The 21,584-nt window shown below is 62.9% G+C and carries 15 protein-coding genes; 14 read left to right on the top strand and 1 reads right to left on the bottom strand.

The window, feature by feature from the left end; genetic code table 11:
- The first annotated feature begins 204 nt into the window (after positions 1-204).
- The 9 genes from U5709_RS00785 (at position 205) to U5709_RS00745 (ending at position 10,668) form a co-directional block, all read left to right on the top strand.
- The gene (locus U5709_RS00785; RefSeq protein WP_321972360.1) at positions 205-1,218 is read left to right on the top strand and encodes a bile acid:sodium symporter family protein; all 1,014 of its coding nucleotides are present in this window, start codon (positions 205-207) and stop codon (positions 1,216-1,218) included.
- Positions 1,219-1,376: 158 nt separating this feature from the next.
- A complete protein-coding gene (gene gatC, locus U5709_RS00780) occupies positions 1,377-1,691 on the top strand; it encodes an Asp-tRNA(Asn)/Glu-tRNA(Gln) amidotransferase subunit GatC (protein ID WP_321972549.1) in 315 nt (104 codons plus the stop codon).
- Positions 1,691-3,184, top strand: coding sequence for an Asp-tRNA(Asn)/Glu-tRNA(Gln) amidotransferase subunit GatA (gene gatA / locus U5709_RS00775; RefSeq protein ID WP_321972548.1), 1,494 nt, complete (start codon positions 1,691-1,693; stop codon positions 3,182-3,184). The genes gatC and gatA overlap by 1 nt, the downstream gene beginning before the upstream one ends.
- On the top strand, positions 3,184-4,740 hold the full coding sequence (gene gatB, locus U5709_RS00770; RefSeq protein WP_321972547.1) for an Asp-tRNA(Asn)/Glu-tRNA(Gln) amidotransferase subunit GatB: 1,557 nt from the start codon (positions 3,184-3,186) through the stop codon (positions 4,738-4,740). Before gatA ends, gatB begins: the two co-directional genes overlap by 1 nt.
- A gap of 375 nt (positions 4,741-5,115) precedes the next feature.
- Positions 5,116-6,102, top strand: coding sequence for a YitT family protein (locus tag U5709_RS00765; protein ID WP_321972364.1), 987 nt, complete (start codon positions 5,116-5,118; stop codon positions 6,100-6,102).
- Positions 6,103-6,290: 188 nt separating this feature from the next.
- Positions 6,291-7,733, top strand: a complete 1,443-nt coding sequence (locus U5709_RS00760) for an amino acid permease (protein WP_321972365.1) — start codon at positions 6,291-6,293, stop codon at positions 7,731-7,733.
- 202 nt (positions 7,734-7,935) lie between these two features.
- Positions 7,936-8,913 carry an ABC transporter substrate-binding protein gene (locus U5709_RS00755; RefSeq protein WP_321972366.1) on the top strand — a complete coding sequence of 326 codons (978 nt, stop codon included), beginning with the start codon at positions 7,936-7,938 and terminating at the stop codon, positions 8,911-8,913.
- Positions 8,914-8,957: 44 nt separating this feature from the next.
- The gene (locus U5709_RS00750; RefSeq protein ID WP_321972546.1) at positions 8,958-9,872 is read left to right on the top strand and encodes an ABC transporter permease subunit; all 915 of its coding nucleotides are present in this window, start codon (positions 8,958-8,960) and stop codon (positions 9,870-9,872) included.
- A gap of 1 nt (position 9,873) precedes the next feature.
- Positions 9,874-10,668, top strand: coding sequence for an ABC transporter ATP-binding protein (locus tag U5709_RS00745; protein WP_321972545.1), 795 nt, complete (start codon positions 9,874-9,876; stop codon positions 10,666-10,668).
- 96 nt (positions 10,669-10,764) lie between these two features.
- On the opposite strand, the gene U5709_RS00740 is transcribed toward U5709_RS00745, so the two are convergent.
- Entirely contained in the window at positions 10,765-11,136 is a 372-nt protein-coding gene (locus tag U5709_RS00740; RefSeq protein ID WP_321972368.1) for a hypothetical protein, read from the bottom strand.
- A 178-nt stretch (positions 11,137-11,314) separates the two neighbouring features.
- On the opposite strand from U5709_RS00740, the gene U5709_RS00735 reads away from it, so the two are divergent.
- The 5 genes from U5709_RS00735 to U5709_RS00715 all read left to right on the top strand — a co-directional run.
- Positions 11,315-12,478 (top strand): phosphoglycerate dehydrogenase, encoded by a 1,164-nt coding sequence (locus tag U5709_RS00735; protein ID WP_321972369.1) that lies wholly within the window; start codon positions 11,315-11,317, stop codon positions 12,476-12,478.
- Between the two features lie 529 nt (positions 12,479-13,007).
- The gene (locus tag U5709_RS00730; protein WP_321972544.1) at positions 13,008-15,779 is read left to right on the top strand and encodes a glycoside hydrolase family 2 TIM barrel-domain containing protein; all 2,772 of its coding nucleotides are present in this window, start codon (positions 13,008-13,010) and stop codon (positions 15,777-15,779) included.
- A 563-nt stretch (positions 15,780-16,342) separates the two neighbouring features.
- The gene (locus U5709_RS00725) at positions 16,343-18,715 is read left to right on the top strand and encodes a CAP domain-containing protein (protein WP_321972543.1); all 2,373 of its coding nucleotides are present in this window, start codon (positions 16,343-16,345) and stop codon (positions 18,713-18,715) included.
- Positions 18,716-19,606: 891 nt separating this feature from the next.
- Positions 19,607-20,080: a hypothetical protein gene (locus U5709_RS00720; RefSeq protein ID WP_321971805.1), complete on the top strand. Its 474-nt coding sequence runs from the start codon at positions 19,607-19,609 to the stop codon at positions 20,078-20,080.
- On the top strand, positions 19,989-21,584 hold a 1,596-nt coding region (locus U5709_RS00715; protein WP_321972542.1), incomplete at its 3' end, for a hypothetical protein. The genes U5709_RS00720 and U5709_RS00715, both read left to right, overlap by 92 nt.

The raw sequence follows: 21,584 nt of genomic DNA, 5'->3' as shown, positions 1-21,584 counted from the left end.
ACGGACCTGCACGTGGTGACAGGTTCGCCCCTGCCAAAAGGGGACAGTCCCCTTTCTGCAGCGGTTTGGGGGCAGTCCCTTTTCCGCATGTCCAAGGTTGCGGGCGGTTTAACACTCGGTGACTATCCGGCCGAGGCCTTCTCGCGCGCGGTGCCTGCACCTATGATTGCAGCGTTTGAATTTGATCTCGGAAGGTCCCATCTCGTGCAATCTTGGCAGTCGCTCGGCAAGTTCATAGGCTCTCACCTCGCGTTTATTGCCCCCACTTGCGTGGCGCTCGGCGTTTTGTTCCCCGACCAGATCTCGGTCATCAAGCCCTTCGTCACGGCCCTTTTCGCCTTCATGACCTTCCAGGGCGCGCTTTCCAACACCCTCGAGAACCTCGTCGACGCCTTTAGGCGCCCGGCCGCCATGCTCGTCACGCTGCTCATTTCCGCCGTGGCCATACCCTGCGCCGCGTTCGCGCTGGGCAGCCTCTTTTTCGGCGGCAACCCGAACCTGGTCTGCGGCATCGTGCTCGAGTACTCCGTGCCGGTGGCCGTGGTCTCGGCCATGTGGATCAACATGTTCGGCGGCGACCTCTCGCAAGGCTTGGCGACGCTGCTCGTCTCGACGGTTATCTCGCCCGTGACCATCCCGCTCACGCTGCGGCTGCTCCTCGGCGCCTCGGTCGAGGTCGACGCCGCCGGCATGATGCTCAACATGCTCGTCGAGATCGCCCTGCCGGCGCTCGCGGGCATGGTCGTCAACGACCTCACGCGGGGCTGGGGCAAGCGGGTGCTCAGCCCCGCCATCGCGCCGGCGGCCAAGGTGGCGCTCGTCCTCGTGATCCTCTCCAACTCGACGAACGTCTCGCCCTACATTCGCAACCTCACGCCGCAGCTCGTGGGCGTGACCGTCTTCATCGGCCTCTTCGCCATGTCCGGGTACTTCTGGGGCCTTATCATCTCTCGCCTGTGGAGGCGCCCGCGCGCGACGCAGGTCACCATGACGTTCCAGACCGGCATGCGCAACATCTCGGCCGGCGCCGTCATCGCTGGGCAGTTCTTCCCGGGCGAGGTCATGTTCCCGGTGATCATCGGGACCTTGTTCCAGCAGGTCCTCGCCGCCTGTTTCGGCAGCTTCATGCGCTGGCTGCTCGCGCGCGACGACGCCTCGGCGGGGTCCGAAGAATCCCTCTCGGGCGCGGCCGAGCGCCTCTCTTCCCCGAACCGATAAGGCGCCTCGCGCCGAAGGACCGCCCGCCGAAAACCGCCTTCTTCGCGCCGCCGCCCGCCCTCTTTGGAGTCCGTAAGGTTTCGCCTGCGCGCCGCCGCCCGCCCGCTCTTGCCGCGTGCCGTAGAATAGTGCGGCTCAACCGCTAACAAGGAGGACCTATGGCCCTATCAAGAGAAGACGTCGCGGGCATCGCGGACTACGCGCGCATCGCCCTGACCGACGCCGAGCTCGACGAGATGACCGCTTACATGAACGAGGCCGTCGAGCTGCTCGAGCCCATCCGCCAGTACGACCTCGAGGGCGTCGAGCCCACCTTCCACCCCATCGGAGACCTCTCCAACGTTATGGGTGCAGACGTCGCGGACGACCCCCGCGCGCTTCCCATCGACGTTGCCCTCAAGAACGCGGGCGCCTCCCACGAGCGCTACTTCCGCGTACCGTCCATCCTCGGTGACCAGGGAGGCGATCGCTAATGGCGAGCTTCGACACCCTCTCCGCTGCCCAGATCGCGGCAGGCGTCGTCGCCGGCGACTTCAGCGCCGTCGACGTCGCGCGCGCCTCGCTTGACGCCATCGACGCCCGCGAGGGCGAGGTCCAGGCCTTCCTCGAGGTCTCCGCCGACCTCGCGCTTGCCGCCGCCGAGAAGACCGACGCCGCGCGCGCCGCCGGCGAGAAGCTCGGGCCGCTCGCGGGCGTGCCCGTGGCCTTCAAGGACAACATGCACCTCGTGGGCACCCGCACCACCTGCGCCTCAAAGATGCTCGAGAACTACGAGTCCACCTTCACGGCCACCTGCGTCCAGCGCATGCTCGACGCCGGTGCCACCCCCATGGGCAAGGCCAACATGGACGAGTTCGCCTTCGGTTCCTCCACGGAGTCCTCGGCCTTCCACCGCACGAACAACCCCTGGGACACCGAGCGCGTCCCCGGCGGCTCCTCTGGCGGCTCGGCCGCTGCCGTCGCCGCGGGCGAGGTCACGCTCTCCCTGGGCTCCGACACCGGCGGCTCCATCCGGCAGCCGGCGAGCCTCTGCGGCGTCGTGGGCATGAAGCCCACCTACGGCGCGGTCAGCCGCTACGGCGTGGTGGCCTTCGGCTCCTCCCTTGACCAGGTCGGCCCCTTCGGCCGCCGCGTGGAGGACGTCGCGCTTGCCATGAACGCACTTGTCGGCGCGGGCCGCGACCCCTACGACTCCACCTCCCAGGACTGCCCGGTTAACTTCCTCGAGCACCTGGAGGACGCAATCGAGGGCCGTCGCGTGGGCATCGTGCCCGCGCTCATGGAGGCCGCCGGCCTCACCGACGAGGTCAAGAGCGCCATCGACGCCGCCGCCGACGCCCTGCGCGACCAGGGCGCCGAGGTCGTGGAGGTGGAGCTTCCCAACATCGCCTCTGCCATCGCCGCCTACTACGTCATCGCCCCGTGCGAGGCCTTCTCCAACCTCGCCCGCTTCGACGGCGTGCGCTACGGCTACCAGGAGGCGGGCTGCGCGAACCTCGCCGACCAGACGTCGCTCTCGCGCGCCCACGGCTTCGGCGAGGAGGCCAAGCGCCGCCAGATGCTGGGCGCCTACCTTCTCTCTAGCGGCACCTACGACAAGTACTACTACCCGGCCCAGCAGGTCCGCACCCTCATCACCCGGGACTACATGCGCGCCTACGAGAAGTGCGACGTCATCCTGATGCCGGCCTCCCCGCGCACCGCGTTCAAGTTCGGCGAGATGAGCGACCCCACGCAGATGTACGCCTCGGACATGTTCACCATCTCCAACAACATCGCCGGCAACGGCGGCATCTCCGTGCCGCTGGGCCTTGGCGCCGCGACCGGCCTGCCCGTCTCGGCCCAGCTGCAGGGCCCCGCGTTCAAGGACCGCAGCCTTCTCACCTTTGCCCGCGCCATCGAGCGCGGCTTCGACGTCGCCGGCACCGTCGCGCCCGCCTTTGCCGGGAAGGGGGGTGAGCTCTGATGAAGAAGCTCTCCGAGGTCCTGAAGGACTGGGAGGCCGTCATCGGCCTGGAGGTCCACACCGAGCTCACCGCCCTGGACACCAAGATGTTCTGCAACTGCCGCCTGTCCCACGAGGACGAGCCCAACACCAACGTCTGCCCCGTGTGCCTGGGCATGCCGGGCGCGCTGCCCGTGCCCAACCGCGCGGCCATCGAGTCCATCGTCATGGCGGGCCTGGCCACCAACTGCCAGATCCAGCGCCGCTCGATGTTCTATCGCAAGCACTACTTCTACCCTGACATGGCCAAGAACTTCCAGACCACCCAGGGCCCCGTGGCCTTCTGCATGTACGGCCACCTTGACCTCGAGGTCTCCGGCCAGGGCGCCGACGAGCGCCCGGACCACGTCCAGACCGGAAACGTGGCCCCCGGCGGCATGGAGAAGGCGGCCCCCGTCACCATCGACAAGAACGCCGACGGCTCCTACACCACGCCCATCCGCATCTTCCGCATCCACATGGAGGAGGACGCCGCCAAGATGGTCCACGTGGGCGGCGAGGAGGGCCGCATCGGCGGCGCCGCGGAGTCCTACGTGGACTACAACCGCTGCGGCACCCCGCTGATCGAGCTCGTCACCGAGCCCGACCTGCGCACCCCCGAGGAGGCGCGTCTCTTTATGGAGAAGCTCCGCCAGACGTTCCTCACGCTCGGCATATCCGACTGCTCGCTGGAGAACGGCTCCATGCGCTGCGACGGCAACGTGAGCCTTCGCCGCCGCGGCACGGACGGCCTGGGCACCAAGACGGAGATGAAGAACATCAACTCCTTCAAGAGCCTGCACGATGCTCTCGAGTACGAGATCTGCCGCCAGGCCGAGGTCCTCGAGGAGGGCGGCATCATCTACCAGGAGACCCGCCACTGGGAGCCCTCGCGCCGCCGCACCATCGTCATGCGCGTCAAGGAGACGGCCGACGACTACCGCCTCTTCCCGGATCCGGACCTCGCGCCCTTTGACCTCGACGACGAGTTCATCGAGGCCGCGCGTAAGCGCATCCCGGAGCTGCCCGACGCTAAGCGCGACCGCTACATGGCCGACTTTGGCCTGAAGCGCGCTGACGCCGCCCAGCTTGCCGGCGACCCCAAGGTCGCGAGCTTCTTCGAGCAGGCCGTCGAGGGCGCCGACGCCAAGGCCGTACCCACAATCGGCAACGTCATGGTGAACCTCGTGCCCAGCTACGACGCCCTCACGCCCGCGCAGGTGCGCAGCATCTCGGGGCTGCTCGCCGCCGACGCCATCACGTTCGCACAGGCGCGCGAAGTCCTCGACCTCGTCAACGGGACGGATGACGACCCGGAGCGCGTCGTCGACGAGAAGGGCATGCGCCAGGTGACCGACACCGGCGCCCTCGAGCCCATCGTGGACGAGGTCCTTGGCCGCTGCACCGACCAGGTCCAGCAGTACCGCGATGGCAACAAGAAGGTCCTCGGCTTCCTCGTCGGCCAGTGCATGAAGGCAGCCAAGGGCTCCGGCAACCCGAAGCTCTTCAACCAGCTCCTCGCGCAGAAGCTGGGGTAGGGGAGAGCCACACGCGCCAAGTCAAGCGGGGCCCGTGCCATCATCGGCACGGACCCCGCCTTGTGCCGCAAGCGCCGCGCCCGGGGCGGTCCCGAGGCACAAACTTCCAAACTTTGGTGTCTTGTACGGAACTCCCGAGTAGACACGCCTCCGGAAGCGACGTTTGCCCAGTTGGCTGAGACCCAGACGGCCGCCTCTACTCGCTGTTTCTATACAAGACACCAAAGTTTGGGAGTTTGTGTCCCAGATGCCCGCTCTCGCCCTGGCTTCCTCCGCTTGCGCAGCAATTAGGAAACATAGCGGAAATACACTGGAAATAATCCATGACACCTGTTAGGCTATCGCGCGGCTTGAGGGCGTAAACAGGGGAGTGCAATGGGCGAGAAGGACGCAGAGGTCGAAAGCTATCACGTGGGCGACGCCTACGAGGGCGACCCCATCGCCCCCATCTGCGAGGACCAGACCCCCGAGGAGGGTCAGCGCGCCGATGCCGTCAGCGATAAGCGCACGCGGGGCTACCAGGGCCTCGCCTTTTTCGGGATGCTGAACGCCGGTCTGCTTCTCACCGCGCTCGCCATCGTCGTCTTCAAGACCCCCAACCACCTGGCCTTTGGCGGCACCTCGGGCGTGGCCGTCGTGCTCTCGACGCTCTTTCCACAGCTTCCCGTCTCGGCCTTCATGTGGGTGCTGAACATTGCCCTCGTGGCCCTGGGCTTCGTCTTCCTCGAGCGCCGCGCCGTGCTCTGGAGCGCCTACGCCTCCATCGCGCTTTCCGCCTACGTCTCGCTCTTCGAGCTCGTCTTTCCCATCAGCTCCTCCATCACGGGCGACCTCGCGCTCGACGTCTGCTTCGCCGTGCTGCTGCCGGCCCTCGGCTCGGCCCTCGTCTTCGACATCGGCGCCTCCACCGGCGGCACGGACATCCTTGCCATGATCTTGCGCCGCCACACGGACGTCGAGATCGGCAAGGCCCTCTTTGCCGTGGACATCGCCATCGTCTGCGCCGCGGCCGTGCTCTACGGCCCGCGCGTCGGCCTGTGGTGCATCCTGGGCCTTATCGCCAAGACCTTCGTGGTGGACACCGCCATCGAGTCCATCCGCCAGCGCAAGGTCTGCCAGATCATCTGCAAGTACCCGCACGACGTGGAGGAGTTCATCGTGCGCACGCTCGGCCGCACGGCCACCGTCCAGATCGGCTGGGGCGCTTACTCGGGCCGCCGCGTGATCATCCTCACGACCGTCCTCACGCGCCGCGAGGCCATGCGCCTGCGCCTTTACGTGCGCCAGATCGACCCCGGCGCCTTCATCACCATCACCAGCAGCTCCGAGATCATCGGCCGCGGCTTCCGCGGGGTCAACTAGGCCGCGCCCCGCGCCCGCCCGCGCCCGACCACCCGCGCCGCCGTGTCGCAATCTGTTTCCGTCTGAGCGCTTGGTAATTTCGCCTCTGATACGGTATTATTTCAAACGATTTTCAAAACGGCTTATAAGCTTGGCTGCGGGCCTGCGCGCGCCCAGCGGCCCCGTCTCTCTTTGGAAAGAAGGGATACATGTCCGACAATAAGAAAATCAAGTGGTACATGCTGTGCTTCATGACGTTCTCGACCCTTTGGGGCTTTGGCAACGTCTCCAACGGCTTCATGTACTTCAACGGCCCCCAGGTCATCATCTCCTGGATCGGCATGTTCATTCTGTACTTCATCCCGTACGCCCTCATGGTCGGCGAGCTCGGCTCCACCTTCAAGAGCGAGGGCGGCGGCGTGACCTCCTGGATCAAGGGCACCTCCGTGGCCAAGGCCGCCTACTTCGCCGGCTGGACCTACTGGGCCGTCCACGTCTCCTACATCGCCTCCAAGGGCTCCGGCGGCCTGAAGGCCCTGTCCTGGATGGTCTTCGGCAACGCCGAGACGTATGACTCGTTCCCCACCCTGGCCGTCCAGCTTGCCACCCTGGCCGTGTTCCTGTTCTTCTGCTGGGTCGCCTCCCGCGGCCTGAACCCGCTGAAGAAGCTCGCGACCATCGCCGGCTCCTCCATGTTCGTCATGAGCCTTCTGTACATCCTCATGATGTTCGCGGCCCCCGCCATCAACCCCAACGGCGGCTACGTGAGCGCCGACTGGTCGCTTAGCAACCTCATCCCCAACATCGACATCACCTTCATCACCAACCTGTCGATTCTGGTCTTCGCCGTCGGCGGCATCGAGAAGATCTCGCCGTACGTCAACAAGGTCGACGGCAACCCCGCCCGCCAGTTCCCCAAGGCCATCATCGTCACCGTCATCATGGTCTTGGTCTGCGCCCTTCTCGGCACCATCGCCATGAGCATGATGTTCGACGTCGCCGACGTTAACGCCAACTTCAAGTCCTACGTGGCCAACGGCTCCTACTGGGCCTTCCAGAAGCTCGGCAACTACTACGGCGTGGGCAACCTGCTCATGATCATCTACGCCGCTTGCAACGCCATCGGCCAGTTCTCCACCCTCGTCGTCTCCATCGACGCCCCGCTGCGCATGCTGCTCGGCGACGAGAACTCTCGCCAGTTCGTGCCCAAGGCCCTGCTCAAGCAGAACGACAAGGGCGCTTACATCAACGGCATCAAGATGGTCGCCGTGCTTTCCGGCGCCATCATCCTGGCCCAGATCGTGGTCCCGGGCGCCGCTGCCGTCCTGACCCAGCTCAACAAGCTGAACTCCGTCTGCATGCCCCTTCGCTACCTGTGGGTCTTTGTTGCCTACTTCCTGCTCAAGAAGGCCGGCGACAAGTTCAACCCCGAGTACAAGTTCGTCAAGGGCCGCACCCTGGGCATGGTCCTGGGCGCCTGGTGCTTCTTCGTGACGCTGTTCTGCTGCATCACGGGCATGTACTCCGACGACCCGTTCACCATGGTCCTGAACATCGTGACCCCGGTCGCTCTGACGCTGCTCGGCTTCATCCTGCCTCAGATCCGCAAGAGCCAGGACGCCAAGGAGCTCGCCTCGGGTTCCGCGGAGTAGCCTCGGGCCCAAACCCTAGCCTCACGGCTTCATAGCGCGCTTTCGGGCGGCGAGAAGAGCGATCTTCTCGCCGCCCTTTTTGCGCCGGTAGGGCTGGTGCGGGCCAAGAAGTTGTTTCAGGTCTGCTGCAAGATTTCAGCTGCGTGGCTCGGCCCATTAGACTAGCACCCGCCCTTACAACATCCCAGGGAAGGGAAGAGACATGAACGTTACCAGAAGGAACTTCGTAGCGGCCTCCGGCGTTGCCGGCGCGGCCGTGCTTCTTGCCGGCTGCGGCTCCAGCAACTCCGCGAGCTCCAGCTCCGACGGCACCGCCTCCTACAAGATCGGCGTCGTGCAGCTCACCGAGCACTCCGCGCTCGACGCAACCAACGCGGGCTTTGTCGAGGCCGTCAACGCCTCCGGCCTCTCCGTGACCATCGACCAGCAGAACGCCCAGAACGACCAGTCGGCCTGCCAGACCATCGCCTCCAAGTTCGTGGGCGACGGCGTCGACCTGATCTACGCCATCGCCACGCCCGCCGCCCAGGCCGCGGCCGCCGCTACCTCCGACATCCCCATCGTCGGCAGCGCCATCACCGACTACGCCGCCTCGGGCCTGGTCAAGGACAACGACAAGCCCGGCACCAACGTCACCGGCGCCTCCGACCTCACCCCCGTGGCCGAGCAGCTCCAGATGATGCAGAAGGTCCTGCCCGACGTGAAGAAGGTCGGCCTGCTCTACTGCTCCGCCGAGTCCAACTCCGACATCCAGATCGCCTCCGCCAAGGAGGAGCTCGACGCCCTGGGCATCGCCTACGACGAGTACGCCGTCTCCAGCTCCAACGAGATCCAGTCCGTCGTGGAGTCCGCCGTGGGCAAGGTCGACGCCCTATACGCCCCCACCGACAACACCATCGCCGCGGGCGCCGCTCAGGTCGGCCAGATCTGCAAGGAGAACAAGATCCCCTTCGTCACCGGCGAGGAGGGCATGTGCAACGCCGGCGGTCTCTTCACCCTGTCCATCAACTACACCGACCTCGGAAAGCTGGCCGGCGAGATGGCCGTGAAGATCCTGAAGGGCGAGGCCAAGCCCGCCGACATGGCCATCGAGCACCTCTCCACCTCCGAGCTCGTCGTTGTCAAGAACGAGGAGATGGCCGCCGCCATCGGCGTTGACCTCTCCGCCCTTGACGCGTAAAGAACCGCGCCCACAGGCATCGCATATATAAAGAAGGAAATCACATGCTCGTTGCATTCCAAGGCGCCATCACACAGGGCATCCTCTGGGGCCTTCTCGTTCTTGGCGTCTACATCACCTTCAGGCTGCTGGACATCCCCGACATGACGGTCGACGGCGCGTTTGCGCTCGGCGGCGCCACCGTTGCGGTGCTTGTCGTCAACTATGGCGTCGACCCGGCGCTTGCCACGGTCGTCGGCATGCTCGCCGGCGGCGTCGCCGGTGCCGTCACGGGCATCCTCACCACGGTGTTCGAGATACCGGCCATTCTCGCCGGCATCCTGACCCAGATCAGCCTCTGGTCCATCAACCTGCGCATCATGGGCAAGTCCAACACGCCCCTGCTCACGAGCGACACGATCTTCTCCAAGATCTCCGACTTCACGGGCATCCCGCAGAGCACGGCCACCCTCATCGTGGGCGCGATTCTCGTGGTGCTCGTCATCTGCGTGCTGTACTGGTTCTTCGGCACCGAGATCGGCAGCGCCCTGCGCGCCACCGGCAACAACGAGCACATGATCCGCGCCCTTGGCCAGAACACCAACAACACCAAGATGCTCGCGCTCATCATCGCCAACGCCCTCGTGGGCCTTTCCGGCGGCCTCATCTGCCAGAGCCAGAAGTACGCCGACATCGGCATGGGCACGGGCGCCATCGTCATCGGCCTTGCCGCCATCGTCATCGGCGAGGTGCTCGGGCGCCTTCTGCCCGGCGGCCTGACCAAGTTCGGCAGCCGCCTTGCCGCCGCCATCGTGGGCTCTGTGGTCTACTTCCTCATCCGCGCCATCGTGCTGCAGCTTGGCATGGACGCCAACGACATGAAGCTGCTCTCCGCGATCATCGTCGCGCTTGCGCTGTGTATCCCGGTGGTCATCGAGAAACACCGCCTGCGCAGGTCCTACACGAGGGGAGACGAGTAGCATGCTGAAGCTCAGCCACGTCAAGAAGACGTTCAACCCCGGCACCGTCACCGAGAAGCGCGCTCTCACGGGCGTGGACCTCACCTTGAATGACGGCGACTTCGTGACCGTCATCGGCGGCAACGGCGCCGGCAAGTCCACGCTGCTCAATATGATCGCCGGCGTCTACCCGCTGGACTCCGGCGTCATCGAGCTCGACGGTCAGGACATCTCGCGCATGAGCGAGGCCCAGCGCGCCAAGTACCTGGGCCGCGTCTTCCAGGACCCTATGCGCGGCACGGCCGCAGACCTGCAGATCGCCGAGAACCTCGCGCTGGCAAAGCGCCGCGGCAAGAGGCGCGGCCTTGCCTGGGGCATCTCCAAGCAGGAGAAGGAGGAGTACCCCGCGCTTCTCGCCACCTTGGGCCTTGGCCTGGAGGAGCGCATGGGCGCCAAGGTGGGCCTGCTCTCCGGCGGCCAGCGCCAGGCGCTCACGTTGCTCATGGCCACGCTCACCGACCCCAAGCTGCTGCTCCTGGACGAGCACACGGCCGCACTTGATCCCAAGACCGCGGCCAAGGTCCTCGAGCTCACCGAGAAAATCATCGCCGAGCGCCACCTGACGGCGCTTATGGTCACGCACAACATGACCGACGCCATCCGCCTGGGCAATCGCCTGATTATGATGGCCGATGGCCGCGTGATCTACGACGTCTGCGGCGAGGAGAAGCGCGCGCTTACCGTCGCCGACCTGCTCAAGAAGTTCGAGGAGGCAAGCGGCGAGCAGTTTTCCAACGACCGCATGCTGCTGGGCTAGCGCGTCCCTGCGCGCCTAGCCCGCCGAGCGGATATTCGCAAAGAAAGCCGCGCCCCATAAGGAGCGCGGCCAACGTGTTTCTGCGGCAGTCGGCGGCTACTTGCCGAAGATGCTGCCGAGGTTGCCGAGCAGGCTGGAGACGGCGTTGCCGAAGTCGAGGCCCGAGAGGTCGAGCTTGGAGATGTCGACGTTCAGCTTGCCGGCGGCGTCCTTGAGGGCGCCGAGGTCAAGCTTGGAGATGTCGAGCTTGGAGAGGTCGAGCGCGGAGAGGTCGACGTGGGAGAAGTCGAGGCCGAGCTCGGAGGCCTTGGACATGACGCCTTGGATGACCTCGTGAATATCGAAGCCCTCGACGTCGCCGATGATGGCCTTGACGGCGCCCTCGGGGTCCGCGATAAGCTCCTGAGCCTTCTCGGGGGCCTCCTGAACAGCGGAAACGACCTTCTCGACGATTTCGTTGGTATCCATTGGTTCCTCTTTTCGTCTGAGCGTGAACGACGCGCCCACGGGCACGTTTTGAACAACATACAGGAAAACGGCGTGGTCGTGCCGCGGGTTTCTTGTTTCAACTCGTGTGCGAGCAAGCCCGGTGGCCTCGCGAGCGCTATTCTTTTAGCTTCACATGTCTTTTGCGATAGGAGAGACCATGCGCCACATCAAGATCATCGACGACATTACCAAGGACGGTAAGGTCGAGTTCGGCGAGGGCTACGACTTCGTGCCCGAGGCTGCAGACGCCGACGCCATCCTCATGCGCTCTACCGTGCTGCACGGCTATGAGCTGCCCGAGTCCATCCGCGCCATCGCCCGCTGCGGCGCCGGCGTGAACAACATCCCCATCGACGAGTACGCCAAGAAGGGCGTCGTCGTCTTCAACTCCCCGGGCGCGAACTCCAATGCCGTCAAGGAGATCGTCATCGCGATGCTCATCCTCTCGAGCCGCGGCGTCGTGCAGTCCATGGACTGGGTGCGCGGGCACGCTGACGACCCCGACATCCTGGTCAACGCCGAGAAGGCTAAGAAGGCCTTCGTCGGCCACGAGCTCAAGGGCAAGCGCATCGGCGTCGTGGGCTTGGGCAACGTCGGCTCCAAGGTGGCGAACGCCTGCGTCGAGCTGGGCATGGACGTCTACGGCTACGACCCGTTCATCTCGGTCGAGCACGCATGGGTCCTTTCTCGCGAGGTGCAGCGCGTGGGCACGCTCGAGGACCTGTGCCGCAACTGCGACTACCTTACGCTGCACGTGCCGTCAAAGTCCGACACCGTGGGCATGATCTCCGGGGAGCAGCTCGGGCTTCTGAAGCCGGGCGCCGTTCTCATCAACTACGCGCGTGAGACGATCATCGACGAGGACGCCGTGGACGCCGCGCTGCGCGGCGGGCGCCTCTCGTGGTTCTCGTGCGACTTCGCCACGCCCAAGACGGTCAAGATGCCCAATACGTTTATTACCACGCACTCGGGCGCCGGCACCGGCGAGGCCGAGGCCAACTGCGCCGACATGGCCATCTCCGAGCTCAAGGACTACCTGGAGAACGGCAACATCGCGCATTCCGTCAACTACCCGAGCTGCTCGATGGGCAAGGCCCGCGCCGCGAGCCGCATTGCGTGCTTGCACGCCAACGTGCCCAACATGATTGGCCAGATCACGGCCATCCTCGCGCACGACAACGCCAACGTCCAGCGCATGGTCAACGAGTCCGCCGGCGAGAACGCCTACACAATGTTCGACACCGACGAGCACCTCGACGACGTGACCATCGCCGCGCTTAAGGCGATTCCCGCGATCTACCGCGTTCGCGTGATCAAGTAGGGGAGAGCTGGGATAAAGCACGCCAGGCGCCGTCCGCACCCGCGGGCGGCGTTTTTTGCGCGCGGCCGCTCGCCTGGAATCGCTATTTTCTTGCCGCCGGCACCGGTGCCGGCGGTGAAGACTCTTCAGCTACCGTGTCTTTTTGCTGCCCTCCTCCATAAAACCGCAGGTCGCAAGTCTTCTGGTTTCTAAAACACTTGGTAGGTGAAGAGTTTTTTCGGCACGTTCCGTTTCTGACCGACGGCCTGTGACGCCGCCAGCGCAGCAACCCTGCGATTGGTGACTGTCACTACGCCGCCAGCGAACCCGTCGTTTTCTGCAGCACGCAGAACTTGTCACCCGCTGCGGGCGGCGCGAGGGGAGTGCCAGCGTGGGCTTCGATGCCGCAGGCGCCGTCGCTGGCCGAAATAGACTTAATAGTTTATTCAGGGCAAAATCATCGACTGTAGAATGGATATATTTCAGTCCTGTCTAGGAAGGGAGAATCCATTCATGAGACGTAGAGCCTTTGCGGCCGCGGCCGCCTCGCTTGCGCTCGCGATGTCCGTCGGGGGGGGGTATAGCGCTCGCTGAGGAGATCAACTCCGACGCGGCACAGCTCGCCGACGACATCGAGGCCACCGCTGATGCCGAGGTAAACAGCGCCGTCGTTGCCCAGTCGCTCTCGGACGCCGTGCCGTATAGTGCGGTCGACGAGTCGACGCTTCCGGCCGAGGCGGTCAACGCCCCGCAAAGCGGTACCGGCCGAAGCGTCCAGACCATCGACTCCGATTGGTGGTTTGATGCGGGCGCGGACACCAGCGCTGCAGGCTGGAACTTCCCCGACGGCGGCGAGTCCGGGCTCGTCACCCTGCCGCACAACTGCTCTTACACGCACCCCACGATGTCGTTCATCCCGACCATGAGCCGCAAGACGGTCTCCTACACCAAGAAGCTCGACATCTCGCAGGTCGAGAATTGCTGCGTCAATATCAAATTCGAGGCCGCGGACAAGATCCTCTCGCTCTACGTGAAGGGCGGTGCCGTCGACGAGAACGGCAATGCTTCGGACCTTCTGGTCGGCGAGCACACGGGTGGCTATTCCGCTTTTGATTTCGACCTCACCGATGCCATCAAGTCTGCCGTCGCCGCCGGCAAGACGACTATCACCCTCGAGGCCAAGGTCACGAACATCGACATCGATTCGACGCCGATCAACGTTGACTGGATTCAGTACATGGGTATCTACCGCGACGTCGAGCTCATCGTGACGCCCGGCCAGTACATCTCCACCGAGAACAGTGGCTCCAACGGCATCTTCGTCGACTACAAGGTAGACGGCGCCAACGCGGCCCTGTCCACGAGGGTCGACATCACCAACCAGGACGCCGAGGCTAAGGAGCTCAAGATCGAGTCCTCCATTCTCGACGCCGCCGGCAACGTGGTCTCCACGGTTACCGAGGACGTGAATGTCGCCGCTTCCCAGACCAACCAGGAGTTCACGGTTTCCCAGACCATCGAGGGCGTGCACCTCTGGAACGGGACTGCCGACCCCTACCTGTACACCACCCAGGTCAAGCTCTACGATGCCACCGGCAATCTGCTCGACGTCCAGACCGACAACTTCGGCGTGAGGACCTTCGAGGTCAAGGACGGCAAGGCCTACCTCAACGGCGAGGTGCTCGAGGTCCACGGCGTGGGCTATCACCAAGACCGCGAGGGTAAGGGCTTCGCCGTGACCAGCGACGAGATCGAGCAGGACGTCGAGACCATGCTCGAGATGGGCGTCAACGCCGTGCGCGCCTCCCACTACCAGCACGACGACTACTTCTACGAGCTGTGCGACCAGAAGGGCATCATCGTTTACGCTGAGATTCCCTTCTACCTTATCTACTCCAAGGCGGAGTCGTTCCAGGCTTCCGTTAAAAGCCAGATGACCGAGTTGATTCGCCAGGATTACAACAACCCCAGCATCGTCATGTGGGGCATCCAAAACGAGCTCCGTAACCTCGATAGCTTTAAGCAATATGGGTCAGACTTCGATGTGACCGATGATGAAGTTATCGCGTTTGTTGAGAGCCTGGTTGACCTTGTTCGCTCCGAGGATTCCAGCCGTATGTGCGCGCAAGCGTTAATCAATAAAAAGAGCGAGGCGTCGTCTCTAATGTCTAAGTGGAGCGGCGATATCGATCTTACCGGGCTTAATCTTTATTGCGCCGATCTGTATACCGATGAGGGGCGCAAGAGCTTGACTAGGCAGCTAAACAAAGCCGTCGATTCCTACAAAGAGATTCTTGGTGTCGATCAAATGATGCTTACCGAGTACGGCATCGGCGGCACCATTGGCCAGCACACCGAGCTGGGCGACGACGTCTATAACGGCGGTACCGCTTACCAGCCCGAGGAGTGCGAGGCCTTCGTCCACGAGGTCTATTGGAAGTTCATCCAGTCGCGCGACGACATTCCGCTGACCTTCGCCTGGAACATGTTCGACTTCTCGTGCTACCGCAACGAGGGCGGGCTATCCGGCATCAACACCAAGGGCATGCTCTGCTTCGACCACACCACCAAGAAGGACGTCTTCTACTACTACAAGGCTGTGTGGAACGAGGACGACCAGTTCGTGCATCTCACTAGCAAGCGCTACATCGAGCGCAAAAAGTCACTGCAGCAGATCAAGGCGTACTCCAACTGCGACAGGGTCGAGCTCTACCTCAACGGCGAGTCCTGTGGCTGGGGCACCAAGACCCAGGACGGCGTCTTTGTGTGGGACGACATTGACATCGGCGAGGCCGACTCCAACTCGCTAAAGGTTGTGGCGTACAACGTGGATGATTTTGGGCACTACGTGTATGTGGACGAGGACGGCGTCGACGGAGTCAAGCGCGTCGGACAGACGATGCATCGCCTGTACAACCCCTATACCGGCGAGCACTTCTACACCTCGGATGCGGCTGAGGTTGAGAATTGCGTCGCGGCCGGTTGGAACAACGAGGGCGTTGGCTGGACCGCGCCACTGGAGAGCTATGCCGGTGTTACCCCTGTCTACCGCCTGTACAACTCCTACGTTGAGGGTGGCGACCACATGTTCACCGCCAGCGAGGACGAGAAGGAAAGCCTTATTGCGGCTGGCTGGACGTACGAGGGCATCGGTTGGTACTCGGCTCCGGCCGATGGCTCCACCTACGTCGAGGTCTTGCGCGCGTACAACCCGTACGCGGCCACGGGCACCCACCACTACACCACCAACGAGGCCGAAATCGATACCCTTACGGACGCCGGCTGGAACGCGGAAGGCGTTGCCTGGTACGGATTGAAGTAACGGAAGAGCCGAGGCTAGTCGGGATTCCGGTATCTGCGGCCCCGGCGCATTTCTCGCGAGAAATGCGCCGGGGCCGCGTTTTGTGCATGGGCCCGCCTGCGCCAAGCGAGGGGCGCAGGGCGATGAGGCGCGATGCGGTATACCGGAACTGTTCAGTCTGATTTGGGCAAACGGAAGACCTCTGTGAAGAATATCCGTCGCGCTCCCTGCCATCGATGTGGGACTGACGCCCGCCACGGCGCTTGTTGCCACTGCGGCCCCGGTCGCGGCTTTTGCCGAGAACGCCGGTTTCGATGGCGCCGGAAACGTAGGTGTCGCAGCCGAGGGCGCCGACGAATCGTCCGTCGCGCCGGAAGCGCCACCGACAGCTTCTCCGGGGACGTGAGCGAATGCCCGTTGCCGACGAGGTCCGTGAGCCAAGCGACGTTGCCCCCCGGTGCCGTCCTCGCCGGAATCGCGGTACCGCTCTCACTGGATAGGCGGTACCGTCAGGCGCTGTCGCTCACCCGGCTGGTCTAAACTTAAAGGCACCTTGCAAATAAGCGTCCAGAAAGGGGATAGCCATGAGAAGGAATGCCTATAGGGGTAAAGCGACGTCCATCCTGACGGCCGTCGGCGTTTGCCTCGCCATCGCGTTCGGCGCGCCTGCGCAGGCGTTTGCCTCTGAGGTAGGCGTGCTCGAGGGTATGGAGGCTATCGAGCCGGGGGTTCTGATGGGGGGAGCCGCCTCCGCTGACGGCGGCGACGAGTCGCAGGCCATGCCCCTCGCCACCATCGACGACCAGCTGGCCATCACGGCAACTTTCCGTTATGACCTCGCTTCCAAGCAGCTTGAACTTACCAACGAGAAGCGCGAGTCCGTAGGCGTTGCCAAGCTCGTGATGAACAAACAGCTCCAGGAGTGCGCCATGCAGCGCGCCATTGAGTGTGCCGTCAACTTCAGTCACACGAGGCCGGACGGCACGAGTTGCTTCACGGCCTTTCCGCGTGGGAATTCTGCTTACGGTGAGAACATTCTTGTGAACCATTCCACGGCTGAGGGGGCTACGACCGATTGGATGAGCAGCGCGTATCATAAGGCCAATATGTTGAACTCCAAGTTCGTGTCGGTGGGAATCGGCTGTGCGAAGGTCGGCTCTATTACGTATTGGGTCCAGTGTTTCGGTACTCTTTCGGCCGGGGGTTATGCGGGCGCCGGCGATCAAGTTGTGACGCGCACGGTCGATGTCAGCTACGACACTGTGCCGTTCAAAGGCGGGAAAGCGGCGTTCAATCGCAACATGGCGCAGAGCGACCCCGAGCCTATTAACGTCGGGGGCACTTATGAGCTTCAGCTCGGCGTTTCCAATCCTGGATGGTCCCGCGTATACGCCCCCACCGATGCGTCCACCTGCAAATGGTCTTCATCTAACCCGAGCGTCGCCACGGTGGATAGCGACGGCGTTGTCAAGGCTGTCTCGGTCGGCACGGCAACGATTACTGCGACGACCAAATACGGTGGCTTCAAAGTTACCAAGAACTTCAGGGTCCAGATTCCGATTTCCTCCGCGACCGTGACCGTTGAAGACCAGACTTATACCGGAACTGCGCTTACACCGATTCCGACTGTTGTGCTCAACGGCACTACGCTCAAGTACGGCACCGATTTCACGCTCTACTACTACAACAACACCAATATTGGCACGGCTGAGCTCACCGTCTATGGTGCCGGAGATTACTCTGGTGCCAAGGTGACGCACTTTGAAATCAAGCGGATAAGCATCACTGATGCCAGCGTTACGGTTCCCGACTCTGGCTTCACCTATAGCGGCACCAAGTTCACGCCGACTCCGACCGTTAAGCTCGCAGGTAAGACGCTTAAGGAAGGCACGGACTACACTCTCTCTTTTAATGACAATATCAATGCGGGCACCGCGACCGTGGTTGTCACGGGCAAGGGCATCTATACGGACAAGGCTTACGGCACGTTTGAGATCAAGCCCGCGTCGCTGAGCTCGGCTAAAGTTGTTGCCTATGATAGGCAGTACTGGGGAGAACCACTTGAAGCGCTGGACTCAGTTTATTTGGGTAACAAGCAGCTCAAGAAAAACACGGACTATACCGTCGCCTATTACGACAACGTCAACGTCGGCACCGCGAGGGTGGTCGTTACCGGCAAGGGCAACTACACGGGCTCGGCTGAGAAGAGCTTCAAGATCACGCAGTGCCCTATTTCCAACGCGACCGTGAAGGTTGCCGATCAGGTCTATACCGGCAAACCCCTTACTCCCGAGCCGACCGTTAAGGAGAACGGATACGTTCTTAAGCGGGGCGTCGAGTACGACGTCTCGTATTCCAACAACGTCAACGTCGGCACCGCGAAGGTGACCATCACCGGCAAGGGCAACTATGCCGGGACGGCTGAGGTAACTTTTAAGATCACAAAGGGAGACTCGGGCAGCAGCTCAGGCTCCGGTTCGGGCGGATCCGACTCCGGTAGCGATTCCGGCGATAGCTCCGGCTCCACCCAGCCCACCGCCGGGAAGGTGACGATGTATCGCCTGTACAACAAGTACACGGGCGAGCACTTCTACACGGCGAACAAGGCTGAGAAGGACAATCTCGCCAACATCGGCTGGACGTACGAGGGCGTGGGCTGGACGGCCCCGTCGAAGTCCTCGACGCCGGTCTATCGCCTTTACAACAAGTACGTCCCCGGTGGCGACCACCACTACACCACCAATATGTTCGAGGTCATGTTTTGCGAGGCTTATGGCTGGACCTACGAGGGAATCGGCTGGTACTCCGACGACGCTGAGGGCACGCCGCTCTACCGCCAGTACAACCCCTACGCCGCCACCGGCACCCACAACTACACGACCGACAAGGCCGAGAACGACTTCCTGGTCAGCGTCGGCTGGAGCGCCGAGGGCGTCGCCTGGTACGGCGTGAAGTAAACCGCCTCCGGCCACCCTCCGCCTATCCGCCACCACCCTTGTAGTTCGGAAGGCTTCCAAACTTCGGAAGCCTTCCGAACTTTGCTTTAGATTCCTATATCCGCAGGTCAAATAGGAAATAAAATACCTAACCATATGGTTCCAAACTTCGGAAGCCTGCCGAGTCATGACCTGTAGCTCTTTGCGTGAAGATAGCCCCCCGCCCCGCCTCCGCCCCCGCTCCCGGCCTCGCCCTCGGCCCCGAATTTCCTCCGGGCCCCGGGCGGGGTCGCACCTTAGGCCGGGGCAACGCCTGCACCAGCGCAGCAACCAATACCATCACTGCGGCACGAACTTCGTCGAGTGCGCACCTAAATTCGACAGCGACCGGTAGATGCGGTTACTGGCATTACGTTTGCGCAGGTAGCGACCTCGCGCGGTTTCCGTTTTGCCGCTATACTCGGCCACTGCGAAATTAAGGTGCGCACTCGACGAAGTTTGTATGCGTATCATCGACATTCGGGCCCCGTCGGCGGTAAATCCATTGGAATTTGATGCGCGGCCTCCCGTGCGATGCGGGATGCCCGACTGGTGCGAGGCGCTGTAGTCGTCTGCCTCGCTGTCGTCCGTCCGGCTTTACGCTCCGCCGTTATCGAATGATGTCATCTCGGCCGGCAGGTTTGGCGACATGTTCTCGGGCTGCGACTCCCTTACCTCCGTCGCCCCCCCGGCGAGAAATTCAGCTTCGTCGGCTCGCGCCAGGCCTCCTTGCCCGGGGACCGCTGGCTCAGCTCCGTCGACGGCAAGGCCTACTCGGGCGACGCGGCGCCCGGCTGCGTCGCGGCTACCTATACCGCGCAGAAAGGCTCCGAGCCCAAGCCCGCAAGGGCCGACTTCTCGGGCGCTGAGGCGATGGCCGTACAGACCTACACGGGCTCGGCGCTGGCGCCGTCGGTCACGATCAAGCTAGACGGCAAGGCGTTCTCGGGTACGACCCGCTACAACGTCAAGAACGCGAACAAAGCGAACGCGGTCACGGCGGCCGTTACCGTGACCGGCATGGGCGGCTACGCCGGTGCCGCCAACCGCCCTTATAGTATGGAAGCCTTCCGAACTTTGAAGGAGAGACTGATGGCGGGACGCGGGGCGGACAACGCTATTTGCGTGTATTTTTCGCTTGCAATCGTGACGTGCATTCGCTTACCGATGTTTGCGAAACCTGCCTTGACCTGCAAACTCGGAGGAGGGTACCGTCAAGATGTTTTTGTTAAACCCAGCGAAAAGGAGTATGTAGATGACCAGGCAGATGACGAGAAGAGCGATGCTCACGGCGACGGCAGCCGCCGCGATGACCCTCGCCGCGCCCGCGGCGGCCCTCGCCGATGACGACGCGGAGGGCGCCGGCCTCTCTTACTTCGAAGAACACGATGCCATGGAGCGGGACTGTGCCTCCGCTTTGGCCGATGAATCTCAAGACCCGGAAATGATTCTCGGACTTTTCTGGAACAGCGAAAACAACCTGTCCGACACCCTCTACGTTTCCTGCAACGGTATTGAATATCACAAAATCAGCGTGCCTTTCCCCTGCGCCGACGGCGGAGACGACACTGTGCTCGGTACCTACGATATTTGGGGAAACCCCGTAAACTACGTCCATGCTCTTCATGACCCCGGTCTGTTTTACAAAGACGGCAATTTCTGGGCAGTTGGCGGCTATGTCCAATATCAAGACGGTTTTGGCTGGCGCTTTACCCCCATGTTTGCCAGCTCGAAGGACCTCGAGCACTGGAGCTTTCCCAACAGCGGAAGCGCGACTAACCTTGCACCTAAGACGACCCCAGCAGGCACTTATGCGGGCGGCCAGTATGACTCCTGCGGCACCGAGGCATTCGCCGACGACAATGGAACCGTCTGGCTTGTTACGACGCTTGGCTATTTTGGCATGTTCCACGGCCAAGATTACAAAGACACGATGACGCCGTACATTTGCCGCATTGACGGCCTCGCTCCCGGCGCCGACCAAACAATCGACCCGGGTGCGCAGCCGAAGCTCAGCTACGGTGCGCTCACGTCAATCAATCTGCCGACTTCGGGCACCAACTGGCTTGATCCGTCGCTGTACAAGGAGAACGGCACCTATTACCTTTCCATCAAAAAAGATGGAATCACTAACATGATTTATAGCATCAAAGATTTAAAACAGGCTGGTAGTAAAGATGCATGGCGGCTCGTGTGCGCCGATGTGGTGACCGGCTACGAAGGCCCTTCCCTCACCAAGGCCAACGGCACCTACCTGATGGTTACCGACAAGTTGAAGGACTACCCGTACGGCAGCTCAGACGGCACCACAGGCAACTTCGTTACCATGTCCACCTCGCTTTCCGGCGGATGGCACAGCACGCAGCGCATTGCGACCATGGGAATTTCCAATGGCAAAACCTACAGCATCCCCAACCGCCATGGATCGGTATTGAAAGTTCCTGCTGAAGCCACCGAACTCGTAAAAACGCTGCATAGGAAGGCTGGCTGGAGCGATTTTTCCTCCGGGGTGACGATGCACCGCCTGTACAACAAGTACACCGGCGAGCACTTCTATACGGCGGACGCGAGCGAGAAGGACGGCCTGGTCAATGTCGGCTGGACCTACGAGGGCGTGGGCTGGACGGCGCCGTCGAGCTCGGCCACGCCGGTCTACCGTCTCTACAACAGCTACGTCCCCGGCGGCGACCACCATTACACCACGAGCAAGAAGGAGCGCGACGACTGCGTGAAGGCCGGCTGGACCGACGAGGGCGTCGGATGGTACTCGGACGACGCCAAGGGCACCCCGCTCTACCGCCAGTACAACCCCTATGCCACGACCGGCACCCACAACTACACGACCAGCAAG

Source organism: Paratractidigestivibacter sp., from assembly GCF_963660155.1.
Classification (GTDB): domain Bacteria; phylum Actinomycetota; class Coriobacteriia; order Coriobacteriales; family Atopobiaceae; genus Paratractidigestivibacter.
The sequence above is the reverse complement of the archived record's forward strand: the minus strand, read 5'-3'. Positions and strand labels throughout refer to the sequence as shown.

Bases quoted from the DNA above. Each gene is read 5' to 3' on its own strand.
- U5709_RS00755 (WP_321972366.1), top strand. From the start codon at position 7,936: ATGAACGTTACCAGAAGGAACTTCGTAGCGGCCTCCGGCGTTGCCGGC.
- U5709_RS00750 (WP_321972546.1), top strand. From the start codon at position 8,958: ATGCTCGTTGCATTCCAAGGCGCCATCACACAGGGCATCCTCTGGGGC.
- U5709_RS00745 (WP_321972545.1), top strand. From the start codon at position 9,874: ATGCTGAAGCTCAGCCACGTCAAGAAGACGTTCAACCCCGGCACCGTC.
- gatB (WP_321972547.1), top strand. From the start codon at position 3,184: ATGAAGAAGCTCTCCGAGGTCCTGAAGGACTGGGAGGCCGTCATCGGC.
- U5709_RS00765 (WP_321972364.1), top strand. From the start codon at position 5,116: ATGGGCGAGAAGGACGCAGAGGTCGAAAGCTATCACGTGGGCGACGCC.
- U5709_RS00720 (WP_321971805.1), top strand. From the start codon at position 19,607: ATGGCCGTACAGACCTACACGGGCTCGGCGCTGGCGCCGTCGGTCACG.
- U5709_RS00735 (WP_321972369.1), top strand. From the start codon at position 11,315: ATGCGCCACATCAAGATCATCGACGACATTACCAAGGACGGTAAGGTC.
- U5709_RS00725 (WP_321972543.1), top strand. From the start codon at position 16,343: ATGAGAAGGAATGCCTATAGGGGTAAAGCGACGTCCATCCTGACGGCC.
- gatA (WP_321972548.1), top strand. From the start codon at position 1,691: ATGGCGAGCTTCGACACCCTCTCCGCTGCCCAGATCGCGGCAGGCGTC.
- U5709_RS00740 (WP_321972368.1), bottom strand. From the start codon at position 11,136: ATGGATACCAACGAAATCGTCGAGAAGGTCGTTTCCGCTGTTCAGGAG.
- U5709_RS00760 (WP_321972365.1), top strand. From the start codon at position 6,291: ATGTCCGACAATAAGAAAATCAAGTGGTACATGCTGTGCTTCATGACG.
- gatC (WP_321972549.1), top strand. From the start codon at position 1,377: ATGGCCCTATCAAGAGAAGACGTCGCGGGCATCGCGGACTACGCGCGC.